The following is a 19,632-nucleotide window of genomic DNA, read 5'->3' as shown; positions in this document are numbered from 1 at the left end:
CCCCGCCGACACCGCCCGCCGCCTGGCCGCCCACGCCCCCTCCTTCACCCGACTCCTCACCCACCCCGAAACCGGGGCCGTGCTCAGCGTCGGACGCACCACCTACACCGTCCCGGCCGACCTCAAACAATGGCTACGCGTCCTCTACAAGACCTGCCGCCACCCCGGCTGCAACACCCCCGCCTCCCGCTGCGAACTCGACCACACCGTGCCCTGGTCCCACCACGGAACCACCAACCACGACAACCTCGCCCACCTCTGCCGCACCCACCACATGCTCAAAACCCAAGGCATCTGGCACTACACCCAACACACCCCCAGCACCCCCAGCACCCCCAGCACCCCCAGCACCCCCAGCAGCCCAGGCACCCTCACCGCGACCTCCCCCACCGGCCGCACCTACACCACCACCCCCGACCCACCACCCTTCTGACCCGCCCTTCCAATTGCGCGTTACCCATCATCCCCACAGGAATATGCCGCAAAAATGAGAGTGATGTTGTTGAAGAAGTCAGCTGGGAATCGCATCGATCTCGAAGAACGCGAGCCATGCAAATGCGCGGCCGCCAGTGCGGATGAGCCCTGCGAATTCCATGCCCTTTATGCATTCAGCGCAGTTCCAGCAGGATCACTCATTCGAATACCGCCCCGACGCCGGCAGGAACACCACCGGCGATGCCTGCCCGCGTGGGCGGACGACGTCGTAGCCCTGGACCGCCGCGGATGTGACGGATAGGCTCCTCGCCATGATGACCAGTCAGGCCCGATCGGGCCGCTCCCGGATAGGCAACCTGGTCGGCACCTGATCCGCGCTCCTCCTTGCGTCGCTGTACAGCAATCCCGACAGCCCACGCACAAGGAGATCCAATGACAGCGCACTTCAACCACACCATCATCGCCTCACTCGACAGCTCCGCCATGGGCGCGTACTACCGCGACCTGCTCGAAGCAGCGGAAGCCCCCGCCTGGGGGCCGTTCGTTAACATCCAGCTCCCCGACGGGGTGCTGCTGCAGTTCGCGAGCCCGCCCGTGGAGTTCCCTCCCCAGCACTACGCCTACCTGCTCGACGACGACCACTTCGATCGCGCGTACGCCAGGATCGTCGCTGCAGGTACCGAGCACTGGGCCGACCCGCAGCGCACTCACCCGGGAGAGACGAACACGGAGCACGGCGGCCGCGGCGTCTACCTCCTCGACCCGTCCGGCCACTATCTGGAGCTCATCACGCGGCCCTACCTCTAGGCAGGACGGGGTGGCTGTGGCCTCGAGCAACGGCCTGACGCTAGGCTCGACAGGTGACCCACGACACTTCGTCCTCCGACGCTCCCGACACTCCCACCTCCCCCGACGCTCCCCCGGCACGCCCTGCGACGGCGATCGACGCCGTCGCCACGTCCTACTACGAGACCCTGCTCGAACTGATGCCGAACTTCGCCACCGAACTGGGCATCCCCGGCCACGAGACCGAGTACCAGGACTATTCACCCGCGGGCATCGAGGCCCTGGCCGAGGCCACCCGGGAGACCCTGCTCCGCCTCGACGACCTGCAGCCCACCGACGACGTCGACGCCGTCACGCTCGACGCCATGCGGGAGCGCCTCGGGCTCGACCTCGAGATCCACGCGACGGGCCTCGCCTACGCCGAACTGAACAACATCGCGTGCCCGGCGCAGAGTATCCGTGCGATCTTCGACCTCATGCCCACCGACACGGTAGAGCACTGGACCTACATCGCCGGCCGCATGGCGAACGTGCCCGCCGCGATCGACGGGTACACCTCGTCACTCCGTGCAGGCCGCGAGCGCGGCCTCGTCGCCGCACGCCGGCAGGTTTCCATCGTCATCGAGCAGTCGACGAAGTACGCGGAGGACGGCGGCTTCTTCGACGCGCTCGGCGCCACCACGAGCGCGGGTGACGTCGAGCTTCCTGAGCCCGTGCGCGAGCAGCTCCGCGCCGGCGCCGATGCCGCCCGTGCCGCCTACCGCGCCCTGGCCGCCTTCCTGCAGGACGACCTGCTGCCCACCGCACCCGAGAAGGACGCCGTAGGCCGCGACCGCTACGCCCTGATGTCCCGCGTCTTCCTCGGTTCCGCCGTCGACCTCGAGGAGACGTACCAGTGGGGCGTCGAGGAACTCGACCGCGTGATCGCGGAGCAGGAGGCCGTGGCGAACGAGATCCGCGAGGGCGCGAGCATTGAGGAGGCCATGCGCCTCCTCGACGAGGATCCCGCCCGCCAGCTCCAGGGCACCGAGGCCCTGCAGGCGTGGATGCAGGAACTCTCGGACAAGGCCGTGGACGCCATGGCCGGGGTGCACTTCGACATCCCGGAGATCATGCGCCGCCTCGAGTGCAGGATCGCCCCGACCAACGAGGGCGGCATCTACTACACCGGGCCGAGCGACGACTTCTCCCGCCCGGGCCGCATGTGGTGGTCCGTGCCCGAGGGCGAGGACTCCTTCACCACCTGGAAGGAGACCACCACCGTCTACCACGAGGGCGTGCCCGGCCACCACCTCCAGGTCGCGACCGCCACCTACCAGCGGGCCCTGCTGAACCCCTGGCGCCGCAACGCCATCTGGGTCTCGGGCCAGGGCGAGGGCTGGGCGCTGTACGCCGAGCGCCTCATGCAGGAACTCGGCTTCCTGTCCGACCCCGGCGACCGCCTCGGCATGCTCGACGCCCAGCGCATGCGAGCGGCCCGCGTGGTCTTCGACATCGGCGTGCATCTCGAACTCGAGGTGCCCGAGCGCTGGGGCGAGGGCACCTGGACCCCGGAGAAGGGCTACGACTTCCTGAGGAAGAACATCGCCATCAGCGAGGGCCAGCTGGACTTCGAGTACACGCGCTACCTCGGCTGGCCGGGGCAGGCACCGTCGTACAAGATCGGCCAGCGCCTGTGGGAGCAGGTCCGCGACGAGGTGCGCGCCCGCGAGGGCGATGCCTTCGATCTCCGCGCCTTCCACACGCGCGCGCTCAACCTCGGCTCCGTCGGACTCGACACGCTGCGCCGCGCCCTGGTGTCCTGACCGTCCGGCCGCGATGTAACATTTCGCAACTCCCGCTTCACTTGGGTATAAAGCTCCCCCTAGTGTTTCGGGCGTGTCTACTGGAACCAGCTCCCCGCCCTCGCGGCGCCGGTTGCCCCGCTGGGCGACCTCCTTTGGCCCGCAGATCATCGCGGCCCTCCTGGTCGGGCTCGCCCTCGGCCTCCTCGCCAAGTACACGGGCCACACCAAGGAGACCCCGAACGGTCTGGGCACCACGCTCGCGACGCTCGGCTCGAGCTACGTGGCCCTGCTTCGTGCCGCCGTGGTCCCGCTGATCTTCACCGCGGTCGTCAGCTCCATCGCCAACCTCCGGGCGGTCAACAACGCGGCACGTCTCGCGGGGCAGACCCTGCTCTGGTTCGCGATCACCGCGCTGATCTCCGTGGTCATCGGCATCGGCCTGGGCGTCCTCTTCCAGCCCGGCGCGGGCACCGGCGCCACCCCGCCCGCCGAGTACACCGGCAGCACGGGTAGCTGGTGGGCGTTCCTGACAGGACTCGTCCCCGCGAACTTCCTCGGCCTCCAGGCGTCGTCGTCCGTCGCCGAGTCCGGAGCTGTCACCACGGCACTGAACTTCAACGTGCTGCAGGTGCTCGTCGTCGCGATTGCCGTCGGCATCGCGGCCCTGAAGGTCGGCAAGCAGGCCGAGCCCTTCCTCACCTTCAACGCCTCGGCACTGGCCGTCATCCAGAAGGTCCTCTGGTGGATCATCCGGATCGCCCCGCTCGGCACCGTGGGCCTGATCGGCAACGCCGTGGCCGTCTATGGCTGGGACACCATCGGCTCGCTCGGCAAATTCACGCTCGCCATCTACGTGGGCCTCGCGCTCGTGCTGTTCGCCGTCTACCCCGCACTCATCAAGGCGCACGGCCTGTCGGTCCGTCAGTACTTCTCGGGTGCCTGGCCCGCCATCCAGCTGGCCTTCGTCTCCCGCTCGTCGGTGGGCACGCTCCCCCTCACCCAGCGCGTCACCGAGCGCAATCTCGGCGTGCCGCTGGGCGCGACGACGAAGATGGACGGCTGCGCCGCCATCTACCCGGCCATCGCGGCGATCTTCGTGGCCCAGTTCTTCGGCATCGAGCTGACCCTGGCCCAGTACTTCCTCATCGCCCTGGTCTCGGTGCTCGGCTCCGCGGCGACCGCCGGCACCACCGGCGCCGTCGTCATGCTGACGCTCACGCTCTCCACGCTGGGACTCCCCCTCGCCGGCGTCGGGCTGCTCCTGGCCGTGGATCCCATCCTCGACATGGGCCGCACCGCCGTGAACGTCGCGGGCCAGGCGCTCGTGCCCACCATCGTGGCCCGGCGCGAGCAGCTCCTGGACCTCGACCTCTACAACGCCCGGCGCACCGGCGACCCGTTCGCCGACGACAGCGCCATCGACGAGGTCGACGCGGCTGCACCGAACGACGGCATCTCGGCGTCCGTCACCCGCTAGCCGCCGCCCGTCCTGCGGCCCGTCCCGGCATCCCGGGGCGGGCCGTCGCGCGTCTCCGGCTAACGATTCGGCGCCGATCCGCCGGATGGCGGCGCTTTCCCTCCCCTCCGGGAGGACCATTGGTGCACCTATCCAGTTCGACCAGGTGGTGCGCCATGATCACATCGCGCCTGACGGAGAAACTCTCCGCCACACTCGCCGCACTCGCACTTGCAGGTGGCCTCGGCCTTGCAGGAGCGCCTCCGGCGTCCGCCGCGTACTGCGGCATCTCCTGGGGCTCGACGACGAAGGTCGTCGGCTCCTACTCCTCCGGTCCCATCACCGATGTGCGCTCCGGGCGGCACGAGTGCTTCGACCGACTCGTCGTCGATGTCCGGGGCCTGGCACCGGGCTACATCGTGAGGTACGTCGGGAATGTCCACCAGGACGGGTCCGGGCACGTCGTCCCGCTCCGTGGGGGCGCCCGGCTCGCGGTCATCGTCCGCGCCCCGGCGTACCGCAACGGCCACGCGACATATCTCCCCTCCAATCGCGCCGAAGTCGTCGACGTACGCGGGTACTCGACCTTCCGCCAGGTCGCCTGGGCGGGGAGCTTCGAGGGCCAGACGACGATCGGACTCGGGGTACGGGCACGCCTCCCGGTCCGCGTCATCGTCCTGCCGGGCCACGATGGCGGATCCAGGGTGGTGATCGACGTCGCGCACCGCTGGTGAGACTCCTGTCGGTCACTGCCGAAGGGGCCTCTAGGCTTGGCGTATGACGGCCCGCCTGATCCTCGCCTCCAAGTCCCCCGCCCGCACCAAGCTCCTGGCCGACGCCGGCATCGGCCACACCATTCTGGTCTCCGACGTCGACGAGCCCGCCGTCGTCGCCGCGTACGGGGAGATCGAGCCGCACGACACGTCCCTGCTGCTCGCGCGGGCCAAGGCCGAGGCCGTCGCGGCGCTCGACGACGCCGACGACGCCCTCGTGCTCGGCTGCGACTCGGTGTTCGAGTTCGACGGCGAGGCGCACGGCAAGCCCTACGAGCCCGCCGTCGCGATCGAGCGCATCAGCCGGATGCGCGGGCGCTCCGGCGTCCTGCACACGGGCCACTGGCTCGTGGACACGCGCGACGGCGGATCGGGCGCCACGATCGGTGCAGTGTCCTCCGCGAGCGTGTACTTCGGTGCGATGTCCGACGCCGAGGTCGCGGCGTACGTGGCGAGCGGGGAACCCCTGCACTGCGCCGGGTCGTTCACCATCGACGGTCTCGGCGGCGCGTTCATCGAGCGCGTGGACGGCGATCCGCACGCCGTCGTCGGGCTGAGCATCTCGACGCTGCGCGGCCTCCTGCAGGCGGCCGGCGTCTCCGTCACTGATCTGTGGGCGCACGCGAACGCGTTGTAGGTTCTCTACAAAGGATGGGGGTACAACACTCCCCTTCAGCACGATTCATGGGCGGAAGACGCCAAACCGGGCTAGGCTCCGAACTGAGAAAAAGGAGTTCACGCCCCATGAGCCAATCCCCCCTCGCACCATTCGTGTCCACGGATGCCAGCAGCTCCCCCGATGCCGACGTCCCCGCCGGCCAGCGTCGTCCGGTCACGAAGGTCCTGGTGGCTAACCGCGGGGAGATCGCCGTCCGGGTCATCCGCGCCGCCCGGGACGAGGGCATCGCCTCGGTCGCCGTGTACGCGGATCCGGACCGCAACGCCCTGCACGTACGCATGGCGGACGAGGCCTTCGCGCTCGGCGGGGACACGGCCGCGGAGTCGTACCTCGTGGCGGACCGCCTGCTCGAGGCGGCCGAGCGCAGCGGCGCCGATGCCGTCCACCCGGGCTACGGGTTCCTGTCCGAGAACGCCGAGTTCGCGCAGCGCGTCATCGATGCCGGCCTCACCTGGATCGGCCCGTCCCCGCACTCCATCGCGCAGTTGGGCGACAAGGTCCAGGCCCGCCATATCGCTGAGCGAGTCGGCGCCCCGCTCGTCCCCGGCACCAAGGATCCCGTCGGGTCGGTGCAGGAGGTCATCGACTTCGCGGAGGAGTTCGGCCTGCCCATCGCGATCAAGGCGGCGTTCGGCGGCGGCGGCCGCGGCATCAAGGTGGTCCGCAGCCACGAGGAGATCCCCGAACTGTACGAGTCGGCGGTGCGCGAGGCGACGGCGGCCTTCGGCCGCGGCGAGTGCTTCGTGGAGCGCTTCCTCGACGCCCCCCGCCACGTCGAGACGCAGTGCCTGGCGGACGCCCACGGCAACGTCGTCGTCGTCTCCACCCGCGACTGCTCCCTGCAGCGCCGCAACCAGAAGCTCGTCGAGGAGGCACCCGCACCGTTCCTGTCCGAGGAGCAGAACACGCGGCTGTACGAGGCGTCGAAGGCCATCCTCCGGGAAGCCTCCTACCAGGGCGCCGGCACCTGCGAGTTCCTCGTGGGGCAGGACGGCACCATCTCCTTCCTCGAAGTCAACACCCGCCTCCAGGTGGAGCACCCCGTCTCCGAGGAGGTCACGGGCCTCGACCTCGTCCGCGAGCAGTTCCGGATCGCCCGCGGCGAGGAGCTCGGCTACGGCGACCCCGAGGTGCGCGGCCACTCGTTCGAGTTCCGCATCAACGGCGAGGATGCCGGCCGCGGATTCATGCCCGCACCCGGCACGGTGCAGACTCTCACACTGCCCAGCGGCCCCGGCGTACGGGTCGATTCCGGCATCGAGGCAGGTGAGATCATCGGGGGCAACTTCGACTCCATGCTCGCCAAGCTCATCGTCAGCGGCGCCACCCGCGAGCAGGCCCTGCAGCGCGCCCGGCGCGCCATCGACGAGATGGTGATCGAGGGCATGCCCACGGTGCTGCCCTTCCACGCCGCCGTCGTCGCCGATCCCGCCTTCGCTCCCGCCCACGGCCCGTTCTCGATCCACACGCGCTGGATCGAGACGGAGTTCAGGAACACCATCGAGCCCTGGAAGGGCGCGGTGGACCCGGCGCCCGAGGAGGATTCCCGCCAGCGCGTGGTCGTCGAGGTCGGCGGACGCCGTCTCGAGGTGGTGCTGCCGGCCGGGCTCGGTGCGTCGACGAACGGCAAACCCAGCGCTCCGGCGAAGTCGAAGAAGTCCTCGCGGGCCCGCGCCGGCAAGGCCACCATGAGTGGCGACGAGCTGACCTCCCCGATGCAGGGCACCATCGTGAAGGTCGCAGTGTCCGACGGCGAGGTGGTGGCCGAGGGCGACCTCATCGTGGTGCTCGAGGCCATGAAGATGGAGCAGCCCCTGACGGCGCACAGGGCGGGGACGGTGACCGGGCTGGCAGCAGCCCCGGGTGACACCGTCTCGGCCGGCTCCGTCATCGCGACCATCCGGGAGTAGCTCCCGCCGGAGCCGGCCGCCTGCCCTGTCGTCCTTCAGCTGGCTCCCGGGCGTATCCGCCCGGGACCCAGCTGTCGGCCCCGGACCGAGCGGAACGGTTCCGGCCCGGCCGTGGATCAGCCGCCAGGCGACCGTGCCGGTCGCCCGGCCGCCCTTGCCCTTGTTGCCCGCATTCCCCGGGCCTTCCCCGCAGCTCCCTGCTCGGCCGCCGTGCCCGCTGCCTGCCGTGGCACCTGGGACGAACCCTTCACGGGACCCTTCGGTGCCCGTGTTCCCGAGCCCCGCATCCTCCCCCTCGCCGTCCCCCTCGCCGTCCCCTTCGCCGCGCCCTTCACCGTGCCCTTCGCTCGCGGGAGCAGGCACCGGCCGGACCGGAGCCCGGGTGGATTCTCCGGCGTCGGCTGCCCGCGCCAACCTTTTTCCAAGGTCCACTTCCTACGGTCGTGACAGTTCAGTGCCCGTTCCGCCGATGCAGCGGGAAGCTAGCAACGCCTAAGGAAGAAAAATGACAGACATCTTCGCATCCTTGGAGTCAGAGGTCCGCAGTTACAGCCGGGACTGGGACACAGTTTTCGACCGCGCCGCTGCAGACCACTTGTACAGCGAGGACGGCACAGAGTATTTGGACTTCTTCTCCGGAGCAGGTGCACTCAACTACGGGCACAACAATCCACTCCTGCTGGAACCGCTGATCGACTACCTGCGCTCGGGGTCTGTCATTCATTCGCTGGACATGAAGACGACGGCGAAGCGGCGCTTCCTGGAGACGTTCCGTGAACTCATCCTTCTGCCCCGAAACCTGGACTACAAGGTCATGTTCACCGGCCCGACCGGAACCAACAGCGTTGAAGCAGCGCTGAAGCTCGCTCGGAAGGTCACCCGCCGGCACCACGTGCTGGGATTCAGCAATGCGTTCCACGGCATGACCCTCGGCGCACTGGCCGTCACCGGAAATTCGATGAAACGCCACGGGGCAGGGGTTCCCCTCAACAACACCTCGAGCATTCCCTACGAGGGGTACCTCGGCCGGGGGACGGACGACCTGCTGTGGTTGCAGCGCGCGTTGGAGGACAGCGGGTCCGGACTGGACAAGCCGGCTGCTGTCATCGTGGAGACCGTGCAGGGCGAGGGAGGGCTCCGGGCAGCCAGTGCAGGGTGGCTGCGCCGTCTTTCCGCTCTCTGCCAGCAGCACGGCGTGCTTCTCATCGTCGACGACGTCCAGGCCGGGTGCGGGCGTACCGGCACGTTCTTCAGTTTCGAGGAAGCGGGCATCCAACCCGACATCGTCTGCCTGTCCAAATCGCTCTCCGGCTTCGGCATTCCGCTTGCTGTGACGCTTTTCAAGCCCCAATTCGACATCTGGAAGCCCGGGGAGCACAACGGCACTTTCCGTGGTCACAACCCGGCCTTTGTGACCGCAACTGCCGCGCTCGAGCATTTCTGGGACGGCCGTGGATTCGAACGGCAGATCGCTGCTCGGTCCGTCCAGTTGCACGGGGGTCTGGCCGCGATTGCTGACAGCATCGAAGGCGCCCACGTCCGTGGCAGAGGACTTCTGGCCGGTGTCTATTGTCCGGACCCCACCATGGCACGGAAAGTCGCCGCCGAATCCTTCGCCCGCGGCCTGCTCGTGGAAACCTCCGGGCCCGTGGGAGAAGTGGTCAAAGTCATGCCGCCGCTGACCATCAGCGCGGAGAACCTCGCCTATGGTCTCGCCATTCTTGCCGACGCGGTCCGTTCGGTCAGCGGTGAGCCGGCGGAGGACTTACCGGGCGTCCTGAGCGAGGAAGTCCTCGAATCAGGTTCACGATGAGAGTGCTCGAGCTCCCGCATGAAACTGCTGTGCGTGAGGTGGAAGGCGCAGTGTCCCTGCCGCACAGCGCCCTTCCGATCCCCGGTCTGCTGCAGCCGGACAACCTCCCCGTAGGCACGAAATGACCGGCTCACCGGGGAACGTCATCGTGCAGAAGTACGGTGGCTCGTCCATCGCCGATGCCGCAGGGATTCGACGCGCTGCGATGCGGGTGGCAGAGGCACAGGCGTCGGGATATCAGGTGGTCGTGGTGGTGTCCGCGATGGGCGACACCACCGACGAGTTGTTGGACCTGGCGGCAAGCATCTCCCCTCACCCCCGTGCCCGCGAACTCGACACCCTCCTGACGACCGGCGAACTCGTATCCGCGGCTCTGCTGGCGATCGCGCTGGCAGACCTTGGAGCCGAGGTGCGGACGTTCACCGGCAGTGAGGCCGGCCTCATCACCGACGACTGCCATGGGAAAGCACGCATCACGGACGTGAATCCAGGCCGGTTACGGGCCTGCCTGGAGCGCGGACGGATTGCGGTGGTGGCAGGGTTCCAGGGCATCAGCGGGACGGAAGGAACGGTCACCACGCTCGGGAGGGGAGGCTCGGACCTCACCGCCGTCGCGCTTGCAGCGGCTCTGGGAAGCGTATGCGAGATCTATACCGATGTAGACGGTATTTATACGGCAGACCCGCGGATCGTTCCCAGGGCCCGCAAGATCGAGATGCTCTCCAGCGAGGAGATGCTCGAGCTCGCGGCCTCGGGAGCGAAGGTTCTGCATCTTCGATGCATCGAGTACGCTCGTCGCTTCGGTGTTCCGATTCACGTACGGTCCTCGTTCGTGCAGAAGCGGGGCACCATGATTCTGCCGAGTTCGGACCAGTCGGGCCCGGACGCGCGCGCAGGCGAGCGAACCGTGGTTTCCAGCGTGGCAAGTTCCAACTCTGCTGCGCGTATCACTGTCACGGGCGTCCCGGACCGCTCCACGGCCACGGCGAGGTTGCTCGAGAACCTCTCCGCATCGGGTCTGCACATCGAGATGATCACCGGAAATCCTCGACTTGCAGGCGGCCGGCTCTCGGATATCACCTTCGCTCTCCCTTCCGCGGAGCTGACGGCAGCCATCGGCGTACTGCACGCAGCCCAGAACCACGTCGGCTTCGAGTCCCTCCACCACACCGATGAGATGGGAAGGGTTTCGCTCAACGGGCTCGGCATGCGCTCCTCCCCCATACCCTTCTACACGTTCTTCAAGGCTCTGACCGAAGCAGGAATCAGCGTGCAGATGATCTCGATGTCCGAATTGTCCATCGTGGCGGTGACCCCTGCCGATCAGCTGGCTGATGCAGTCCGCTCGTTGGAGACGGCGTTCGGGCTGACACCACCGCCAAGGGCGACGGCGACCGAACAGCGCGTCAGGCGCACTTCCACCGCTCGGGTTCGGACGGCCGCGGCAACGGGATAGGGGCAGCTCGCGTGGCATCCAGAGGAAAACGTAGGCGGTCACACAATGACGCCATCGCCGATCCGGCACAAGTACCCCCATATGACCAAGAGCACCACGGAGGGAGACACGGAGTGGCTCTGCTCGACAATTCTTCTCCGGAGCCGGGCAGCACCACCGTGCCGGTCCGGAAGCTGCCGGCGCACGCACCGGCGACAGGGGCCCACCGGGTCGTCCACAACGGCTTCGTAACCGCTCCCGCCCCGCGGGCCATGGCAGCGGCCGATGAAGAGGCCGGCAGCATCGCCGTGTACTCCGGAGGCCCTGCACCGGCCCCTCGCACGCTGCTGGACATCCTCTTCCACACCGTCGACGAATACCCGCACGCGTCAGCTTTGGATGACGGCACCACGTCCTTGAGTTACCTCTCCCTGCTGGGGCGGATCGAAACGCTGGCCCTGGACCTGCGCGACCGCGGGATCGCCACCGGAGACCGGGTCGGCGTTGTCATGGCGCCCGGCACCGTCGATCTCTACATCGCCGTGCTGGCCGTGCTCGCCCGGGGAGCGGCCTACGTGCCGGTTGATCCTGACGAGCCCGAGGGCTGGGCCGCCACGGTGTGGGAGCAGGCCGAAGTCTGCGCCATCATCGACGCCGGCCTTCAGGTCCGCACCGTCGTCGAAGCGCCCCCGCAGGGCGAGGATCGGCCGCCCACGGTCGACGACGATGTGCTCTCCATCTTCACCCGTGGGACGTCCGGCGGGCCGCAGGGGGTCGCCGTTTCACATCGCTCCGTGGCCGCACGGGTGGACGCACAAGCGTTCGTCTTCTGCACGGCGGAGCCGCTCGGGCCGGGAGATCGCGTGCTGGGCGGCCTCACCGCCGGGTTCGATGTCGGATGCGACGAGATGTGGTTGGCCTGGCAGTCCGGCGCCTGCCTGATACCGGCTCCTCGGGAGATCGTCCGCTCCGGCGAAGACCTTGGCCCCTGGATTGCCGCACGGGGCATCACAGTGGTGTCGGCGGAGCCTGCCCTGGCTGCGCAGTGGTCGGCGGAATCGCTCCAGAACGTCCGTCTGCTGATTTTTCGCGGTGAGGCGTGCCCCCCGGCCCTTGCAGCGCGACTGGCGAGCCCGGAGCGGGAAGCCTGGAACACCTATGGGCCCGTCGGAGGCCCTGTCGTCGCGTGTGCTGCAGCAGACGGGGCAACCCCGGTACGCATCGGTCTCCCGCTGCCCGGCTGGCAGCTGGCCGTGGTGGACAAGGACGACCGGCCTGTCGCCTGGGGCGAGAAGGGAGAACTGGTCATCGGCGGGGTCGGCCTGGGTCGGTACCTCGATGCAGGTGAAGACGCCGTGAAGCAAGCACCGATTGCCGCCCTGGGCTGGCCCAGGGTGTATCGCAGCGGAGATCTCGTGCGCGCCGACCGGGACAGCCCCGCTTATGCCGCGGCATCCGATGAGGCGGAGACGGCGGCTTTGAACCCTCTGCTGCTGCAATCCCCGCACCGCCAGAGTGTGCGCTGGTCACCGGGCGAACGTCTGGAAGCGCTCTTCGAAGGCCAATGCGACGTGCTGCGCCGCGACGGCCGAGCGGGCCAGTTGGCCGTCGAGTCGAATGATGCGACGTTGACCTACGACCAGCTCGACGCGCGGGCCAATCAGCTGGCCCGTCACCTACTGGCCGACGGAGCGACGGCCGGCGACCGCATCGCACTGTTGTTCGACCACGCGGTATGGTCCTACATCTCGATGCTGGCGGTGCTGAAGATCCAGGCAGCCTATGTTCCGTTGGACGCCGGATTTCCCACGGACCGCATGGGCTACATCATGGAGGACTCCGAAACCAACCGGGTGCTGACCCTGAGCCACCTGGCCGACCTGTTGCCGGAGAACGGACCCCGAGCTCTGAGTCTCGATACTGCCGCCGCGGACATCGCGGCCCAGCAGGACTCCCGCCTCACAGATGGCGAGAAACCCGATCCTGTCGAAGACCTGGCCTACATCATCTACACCTCCGGGTCCACAGGCCGCCCCAAAGGAGTGGCCATCGAGCACGCCAGCATCTGCAACTTCGTGCGGGTCGCCGCCGAGGTGTACGGATACAGGAACGACGACCGGGTCTATCAGGGGCTGACGATCGCCTTCGACTTCTCCGTCGAGGAGATGTGGGTGCCCTGGATGGTGGGGGCAACACTGGTGCCGAAGCCGAGTTCCAAGAGCCTGCTCGGCGCCGACCTCGAACGGTTCGTGATCGACAACCGAATTACCGCCATGTGCTGCGTACCCACCCTGCTGGCCACCCTGGAGAACGAGCTCCCTGACCTGCGTTTCCTGCTCGTCTCCGGTGAGGCCTGTCCTCGTGACCTGGCCGACCGGTGGCACCGGCCGAACCGGCGATTCCTGAATGTCTACGGACCCACCGAAGCGACCGTGACTGCCACCTGGGACGTCATGCACCCCGACAAGCCGATCACCCTTGGGCAACCCCTGCCGACCTATACAGCCATGATTCTCGATCCCAGTGAGCCGCGGGCCCTGCCGCGGGGCGAGATGGGTGAGATCGGCATAGCCGGGATCGGACTCGCCGTCGGGTACATGAATCATCCCGAGAAGACGGGAGCAGCCTTCATCCCCGACTTCATGGGCATCCCGAACAATCCTTCCGGCCGCATCTACCGCAGCGGCGATCTCGGCCGTATCACGGAGGACGGCTTGATCGAGTACCACGGGCGCATCGACACCCAGGTCAAGATCCGCGGATACCGGATCGAGCTGTCCGAGATCGAGTCAGTGCTTCTTCAGGTCGCCGGGATCGCCCAAGCCGTGGTGGAGACCCATGCATCCGCACCGGGGATGACAGAGCTCGCCGCGTTCTACACGTTGCGCCAGGGCGTCACGGATCTTGCGCCGCAGATGATCAGGGAGGAGCTTCGCGACCGGCTGCCGAGCTACATGATCCCCGCATTCTACGAGCAGCTGGACACCATGCCGATGCTGCCCAGCGACAAGGCCGACCGGAAGAACCTGCCGACACCAACCACCCGGGTCAGCACCTCCGTCGATGCCGAGTACTGCGAGCCGGCAACGGACACCGAAGCGGCTCTCGCCGAGCAGCTCGCTGCTGTCCTGGGAGTGGAGAGGGTCTCCGTCGACGCGGATATCTTCGACCACCTCGGGCTCAGTTCCCTTCTGGTCGCCCACTTCTCCGCTGCGCTGCGGAAGAACACCGACCTGCCGCCCGTCGGTCTGCAGGTCATCTATGAGCATCCGACGGTCAGGGAACTGGCGGCTGCCATCACCTCACCGGCCGCCGCCGGCCGGTGGGCGGATCCGGAACCGTACGACCGGCCCAAGAGAGAGTCGGTCGGCACCCTCGAATTCGTGCTCTGCGGTGCCCTGCAGGCTGCGCTCGCCATCGGCTACTCCTACGCCCTCATCACGGCGATGGTGGTCGGCTTCCTCTGGATCATTGAAGCGCCGAACGTCCTGGAGATGTGGGGGCGTTCCATCGGCTTCGGAGTCGGCTTCTTCCTTGTACTCAGCCTGGTGCCGATCCTGCTCAAATGGCTGATCCTTGGCCGGTGGAAAGAGGAGGAAGTGCGCATCTGGTCCCTGGCCTACGTCAAGTTCTGGTTCGTCCGCACCCTCGTCAGGATGAACCCGCTGGCCCTCTTCGTCGGCACGCCGATCCTCCCGATCTACCTACGTCTGCTGGGCGCCAGGATCGGCCCGAACGTCGCCATCCTGTCCCCCCACCTCCCGGTGTGCACTGACCTGTTGACGATCGGCGGCGGGACGGTGATCCACAAGGATACGTATTACCTGTGCTACCGCGCCCGCGACGGATGGATCCAGACCGGGAGGGTCGCGCTGGGCGAGAACACCCAGATCGGCGAGAAGTGCGTGCTGGACATCGGCTCCGCGATGGGGGACGGAGCGCAGCTGGGGCATGCGTCCTCCCTGCAGCGGCTGCAGTCGGTACCCGCGGGCGCGAGCTGGCACGGATCTCCTGCGGTGCCGAGCGAGGTGAACTACCGGCTGGTCGACCCCATGCCGTCGAGCCGGCGGCGGCGGGTCACCTACGGTGCGCTGGTTGTGGTCAGCAGGCTGGGGCTCCTCGGTCCCCTGCTTCCGTTCTCCTTCGCACTGCTCCTGCCCGCCTATCTGGAAACCGGTCATCTCGATTATGCGAACCCGGTGTTCTACGCGGATCTGGCGATCGTCTCCTTCGGATTGGTCTTCGGTGGCCTGTTCCTCGTTCTTGCCGCCGTGCTCACGATTCCCCGGCTCCTCAACCTGTTGATCAGACCGGACCGGGTGTACCCGCTCTACGGGTTGCACTATGCGGCCCACCGGCTCATCTTCCAGATGACCAATGTCTTCCAGTTCATGCACATCAGCGGGGACAGTTCCCTGGTTGTGCACTACCTCCGCCTTCTGGGCTACAAGCAGCCCAACCTGGAGCAGACGGGGTCGAACGTCGGGACGGAGCTCGACCACGAGAACCCCTACCTGACCAGCCTGGGCTCCGGAACCATGGTTTCCGACGGCGTGTCGATCATGAACGCCAATTACTCGAGTACGTCCTTCCGTGTGTCCGAGGTGAAGATCGGAGCGAGGAACTTCTTCGGTAACGACATCCCCTATCCCTCTGCAGCCCGCGTCGGGGACAACATTCTCTTCGGCAGCAAGGTCATGGTTCCCATCCATGGCGAGGTCCGGCAGGACATCGGCCTGCTGGGTTCGCCCGCGTTCGAGATCCCGAGGTCGGCCGACCGGGACACATCGGCCCTCAAGATCACCAGCCGGGAGGAGATCCTCCGCCGGCTGCCCGCCAAGAACCGGCACAACGCGGTCTCGATATGCCTTTACCTGGCGAGCCGATGGATCCTCGCCTTCGCCGGCCTGCTCGCGGTCGCGCTCGCCATCACGTTGTTCCCGGGGATTCCGGGGCTCGGACTCTACATCGGCGTTGTGGGCTTCGGCGCCTTCACGATTGCCTTCGTCATCGTGCTGGAACGTGCGTCCCAGGGATTCAAGGCGATGGTGCCGCTTCGATGCTCGATCTATGAGAGGAAGTTCTGGCAGCACGAACGGTTCTGGAAGTTCATCGCGTATCCGCTGCCGCTGTTCGATGGGACCCCGTTCAAACCCCTGTTCTGGCGTTTGCACGGCGTGCGGATGGGCAAGCGCGTCTTCGACGACGGCTGCGTCATTCCTGAGAAGACGCTTGTGACCATCGGCGACGACACCACGCTCAATATGTTCAGCGTCGTGCAGTGCCACTCGATGGAGGACGGTGTCTTCAAACGGGACGCCATCACCATCGGCCGGGGAGTCACCCTGGGTGTCGGCTCCTATCTGCTGTACGACGTCGTCATGGGCGATGGTTCGGCCCTGGAGCCGGATTCCTTCCTGATGAAGGGCAGCCACGTGCCGGAGGGTGCCCGGTACGGTGGCAACCCCGCGCAGGAGATCGTTTAGAAAGCGAGAAACAGACCGACCATGAGTGAACTCCAGAACGAGCAGGGGCAGGAGACCGGCCCTGCCGGCGGAAAGCCGAAGCAGGGTCGGGCGCGCCTGGTCGGCATAGACGCGGCACGTGGTCTGGCGTTGATCGGGTTGATGGCCGTCCACATCCTTCCGGACGAGAACGAGGACACCGGTGATCCGTCGTTGTCCTTCAACTTGTTCTATGGAGACTCGGCGGCACTGTTCGCCCTTCTCGCCGGAGTGGGTCTGGCGCTGGCCTCCGGTGGGAGCAAACCGCATGTGGGACGCAGGATGGCGGGAGACCGTCTGGGATTGGTGGCGAGGGCCCTTCTGATCGGGGTTGTCGCACTGGTGGTCTCAGCGTTCATGCCGCAGAATGACGACCCGCCGGCCAACGGTATCCTGCTCTATTATTCGGTGTTCTTCCTGCTTGCCATTCCGTTCCTGCACCTGAGAGCCAGGACACTCTTCCTCAGTGCAGCGGCCTTCGGTATCGTCGCGCCGATCCTGCTGCAGAACCTGGGTCCGCTACTGCCCCCGGGATCGTCCCTCAATCCCACGCTGGGGCTGATCTTCTCCGAGCCGGCCGGCGTGGCCTCGCAACTGCTGCTCACCGGTTCCTATCCGGCGCTGGCATACATGGTCTACATCCTGGTCGGCCTGGGGATAGGTCGCCTGGACCTGCGGAGGAGCCTCGTACTGGTCTGGATCGCCGGAGTCGGAGCCGGCCTGGCCATCCTGTCCAACGTCGTGTCGTCGCTCCTGCTGTACTCCGTGGGTGGTGGCTACGATCAGATGCTCGACGCCGGGATCGACGAAGACTTTCTGGACGAGTCCATCCTGTTCGGACTCGCGTACATTCCGGATACCTCGGCCTGGTGGCTCGTCGTCCCGACTCCACACAACAACACGCCCTTCTCGATCGCCAGCAGCCTCGGCATCGGCCTCCTGGTGACCGCCGTACTGATCGCTGTCGGCCGGAAGGCGGGACGTTGGCTGACCCCCCTTGCCGCGATGGGGTCGATGACCCTGACCCTGTACTCCGCGCACCTACTCGCGCTCAGCACCGAGATGCACTACGACGACCCCGGCCTGTGGTTCGTCGTGCATGTAGCGGTCGCCATGGCGTTCGGCATGATCTGGAGCCGGCGGATGGGGCAAGGACCACTTGAACGGATAGTCGCTGGGGCCGCGAGGAACTTCCGGCAGATCGTGGACGAAGAGCCCGCAGGCGGTGCTGCCGGGGCCTCCGGGCCGGTTTCCCGGTGAGGGGCCTTCTTCCCCCGGGCACCTACGCGGAGGAGTGCTTCGGCGATCTGGTGCCCAGCGCGGTTCTTCCGGAGGAACTCGCCGCAGTCAGGACCGCCACTGCCGCACGCCGACGTGAGTTCCACACGGTGCGAACCCTCGCTCGCCGTGCCCTCGCAGAACTCGCGCCGGAAGGCGGCCCACGATACCAAGCCCATGCGCTGCTGCCGGACGCCAGGGGCGCCCCGATCTGGCCCATCGGCGTCGTCGGCAGTATGACCCATAGCCGGAACTACCGCGCCGCCGTGGTGGCCAGGTCGAGCACCTACTCCGCCATCGGGCTGGATGCGGAGCCGGGGCGTGCACTCCCGCCGGGAGTGTACGAGATCGTCTGCCGCCCGGAGGAACGGGTGATGATCGAGGCACTGTCGCGGAAGGAGCCGGGGCTGCCCTGGTCCTGCGTAGTATTCAGCGCCAAGGAGTCCGTGTACAAGGCCTGGTACCCCCTGACGGGGGCATGGCTGGATTTCGAGGACGTATCGGTGCGGATCGAGCCCGGTTCGCGGACGTTTCGTGCTCGTCTGTTGGCGCCCGTCGGAACGGACCGGACCAGCACGGTCGAGGAACTGGAAGGACGGTGGACGGTCACGGGTGACTTCGTCCTCACGACCGCGTACTTGCCGACGGGAAGTCCATGGGCAGCAGCCCGAGAACGCTAGAATACTCCTGATGTGATGCTGTTACGCAAAAAAGGACACCATGAATCGGCACCGGAAGCGGCATCGGAAGCGTCACCGACGCCGGCGCCGGATAGCAATAGCCGCGATTGCGGGGTTCAGCGCGGTCACCCTGCTGCTGACGCTTGTCACGGCCATCGGGCTGCTGGACCGTTTCGGGCCGCCGCCGCCTCCGCCTCCGCAGGACCTCGGCGCGTACGGCCATCTGGAGGCTTTCCAGGCACTTGCCGACGAGCATGGCGATCGTGCTGCCGGCACCGCCGGATACGAGGCCGCCGCTCAGTACGTGGAACAGCAGCTCGAGAGCGCGGGCTATCGCACCAGCCGCCAGTACTTCACCGTCGGACGTAGTGGCGAGGAATTCGAGACTTTCAGCGTTATCACCGAGACCGCCGGCGGCAGTGCGGACAATGTGATCATGCTCGGCGCGCACCTCGACGGGGTGTCGGACAGTCCGGCGATCAATGACAACGCCTCGGGCGTGGCTGCACTGCTGGTGGCCGCGGAGGAGCTCAGTGAACGGGACGAACCCACCAACAAAGTGCGCTTCGCGTGGTGGGGAGCCGAGGAGTACCGGGGGACGCCCGGTTCCAGATTCTACGTCGATGACCTGGCGGATCATGACAGCGACGAGCTCGACAACATCGCCGCCTACCTGAATTTCGACATGGTCGCCTCACCGAACCATGTCATCGGGGTCTACGACGCGCGGGAATCGAACGGCGACTCCCGGAATGAAGTGCCCGACGGTTCGCTGGAGATCATGGAGTTCTTCACCGACTACTTCGACGCCCGCGACCAGCCGTGGGTAACAGTCAGCTGGGATATCGTTTCCGATCAGGTGGCGTTCACGGAGGAGGCCGTCCCGGTGGGAGGCCTGTTCACCGGCAGCAGTGAGCGGAAATCGGCAAGGCATGCGGACCTGTTCGGCGGCGCTGCGAACCAGCCACGGGATCCCAATTACCACACCTCCGGCGATGACATCAGCAACGTCGATCGGGAGGTGCTGGCCACCATGACCGACGCCATCATCCATGCCGCCATCAGCCTGGCCGAGGACAGCAGCGCCCTCGGGTAG

At 67.1% G+C, this 19,632-nt stretch carries 13 protein-coding genes; all 13 read left to right on the top strand.

Annotated features, from left to right (window positions below):
* Positions 1–433 (top strand): HNH endonuclease signature motif containing protein (locus tag AC4D2O_RS06080; RefSeq protein ID WP_490905839.1); only part of this gene is annotated, 433 nt, incomplete at its 5' end.
* Positions 434–867: 434 nt separating this feature from the next.
* A complete protein-coding gene (locus tag AC4D2O_RS06075; protein ID WP_490905836.1) occupies positions 868–1,242 on the top strand; it encodes a VOC family protein in 375 nt (124 codons plus the stop codon).
* Positions 1,243–1,295: 53 nt separating this feature from the next.
* Positions 1,296–3,026: a DUF885 domain-containing protein gene (locus AC4D2O_RS06070; RefSeq protein ID WP_490905835.1), complete on the top strand. Its 1,731-nt coding sequence runs from the start codon at positions 1,296–1,298 to the stop codon at positions 3,024–3,026.
* Positions 3,027–3,099: 73 nt separating this feature from the next.
* A complete protein-coding gene (locus AC4D2O_RS06065) occupies positions 3,100–4,485 on the top strand; it encodes a dicarboxylate/amino acid:cation symporter (protein ID WP_490905833.1) in 1,386 nt (461 codons plus the stop codon).
* Positions 4,486–4,640: 155 nt separating this feature from the next.
* Positions 4,641–5,198: an AMIN-like domain-containing (lipo)protein gene (locus tag AC4D2O_RS06060; protein ID WP_490905831.1), complete on the top strand. Its 558-nt coding sequence runs from the start codon at positions 4,641–4,643 to the stop codon at positions 5,196–5,198.
* A gap of 43 nt (positions 5,199–5,241) precedes the next feature.
* Entirely contained in the window at positions 5,242–5,874 is a 633-nt protein-coding gene (locus tag AC4D2O_RS06055) for a Maf family protein (protein ID WP_490905829.1), read from the top strand.
* A gap of 47 nt (positions 5,875–5,921) precedes the next feature.
* Complete coding sequence (locus AC4D2O_RS06050) at positions 5,922–7,826, top strand: acetyl/propionyl/methylcrotonyl-CoA carboxylase subunit alpha (protein ID WP_490905828.1); 1,905 nt, start codon at positions 5,922–5,924, stop codon at positions 7,824–7,826.
* Between the two features lie 505 nt (positions 7,827–8,331).
* A complete protein-coding gene (ectB, locus tag AC4D2O_RS06045) occupies positions 8,332–9,639 on the top strand; it encodes a diaminobutyrate--2-oxoglutarate transaminase (RefSeq protein ID WP_490905826.1) in 1,308 nt (435 codons plus the stop codon).
* Positions 9,640–9,760: 121 nt separating this feature from the next.
* The gene (locus AC4D2O_RS06040; RefSeq protein ID WP_490905825.1) at positions 9,761–11,095 is read left to right on the top strand and encodes an aspartate kinase; all 1,335 of its coding nucleotides are present in this window, start codon (positions 9,761–9,763) and stop codon (positions 11,093–11,095) included.
* A gap of 113 nt (positions 11,096–11,208) precedes the next feature.
* Positions 11,209–16,560, top strand: a complete 5,352-nt coding sequence (locus tag AC4D2O_RS06035) for a Pls/PosA family non-ribosomal peptide synthetase (protein ID WP_490905822.1) — start codon at positions 11,209–11,211, stop codon at positions 16,558–16,560.
* Between the two features lie 21 nt (positions 16,561–16,581).
* Positions 16,582–17,838, top strand: a complete 1,257-nt coding sequence (locus AC4D2O_RS06030) for a heparan-alpha-glucosaminide N-acetyltransferase domain-containing protein (protein ID WP_490905819.1) — start codon at positions 16,582–16,584, stop codon at positions 17,836–17,838.
* Entirely contained in the window at positions 17,835–18,536 is a 702-nt protein-coding gene (locus AC4D2O_RS06025; protein WP_490905814.1) for a 4'-phosphopantetheinyl transferase family protein, read from the top strand. Before AC4D2O_RS06030 ends, AC4D2O_RS06025 begins: the two co-directional genes overlap by 4 nt.
* 40 nt (positions 18,537–18,576) lie before the next feature.
* Positions 18,577–19,632 carry a M28 family peptidase gene (locus AC4D2O_RS06020; RefSeq protein ID WP_490905809.1) on the top strand — a complete coding sequence of 352 codons (1,056 nt, stop codon included), beginning with the start codon at positions 18,577–18,579 and terminating at the stop codon, positions 19,630–19,632.

The sequence above is a fragment of the Arthrobacter sp. TJ-238 genome (assembly GCF_058269215.1).
Note: the sequence above shows the minus strand (reverse complement) of the source record. Positions and strands in the feature narration are given on the sequence as shown.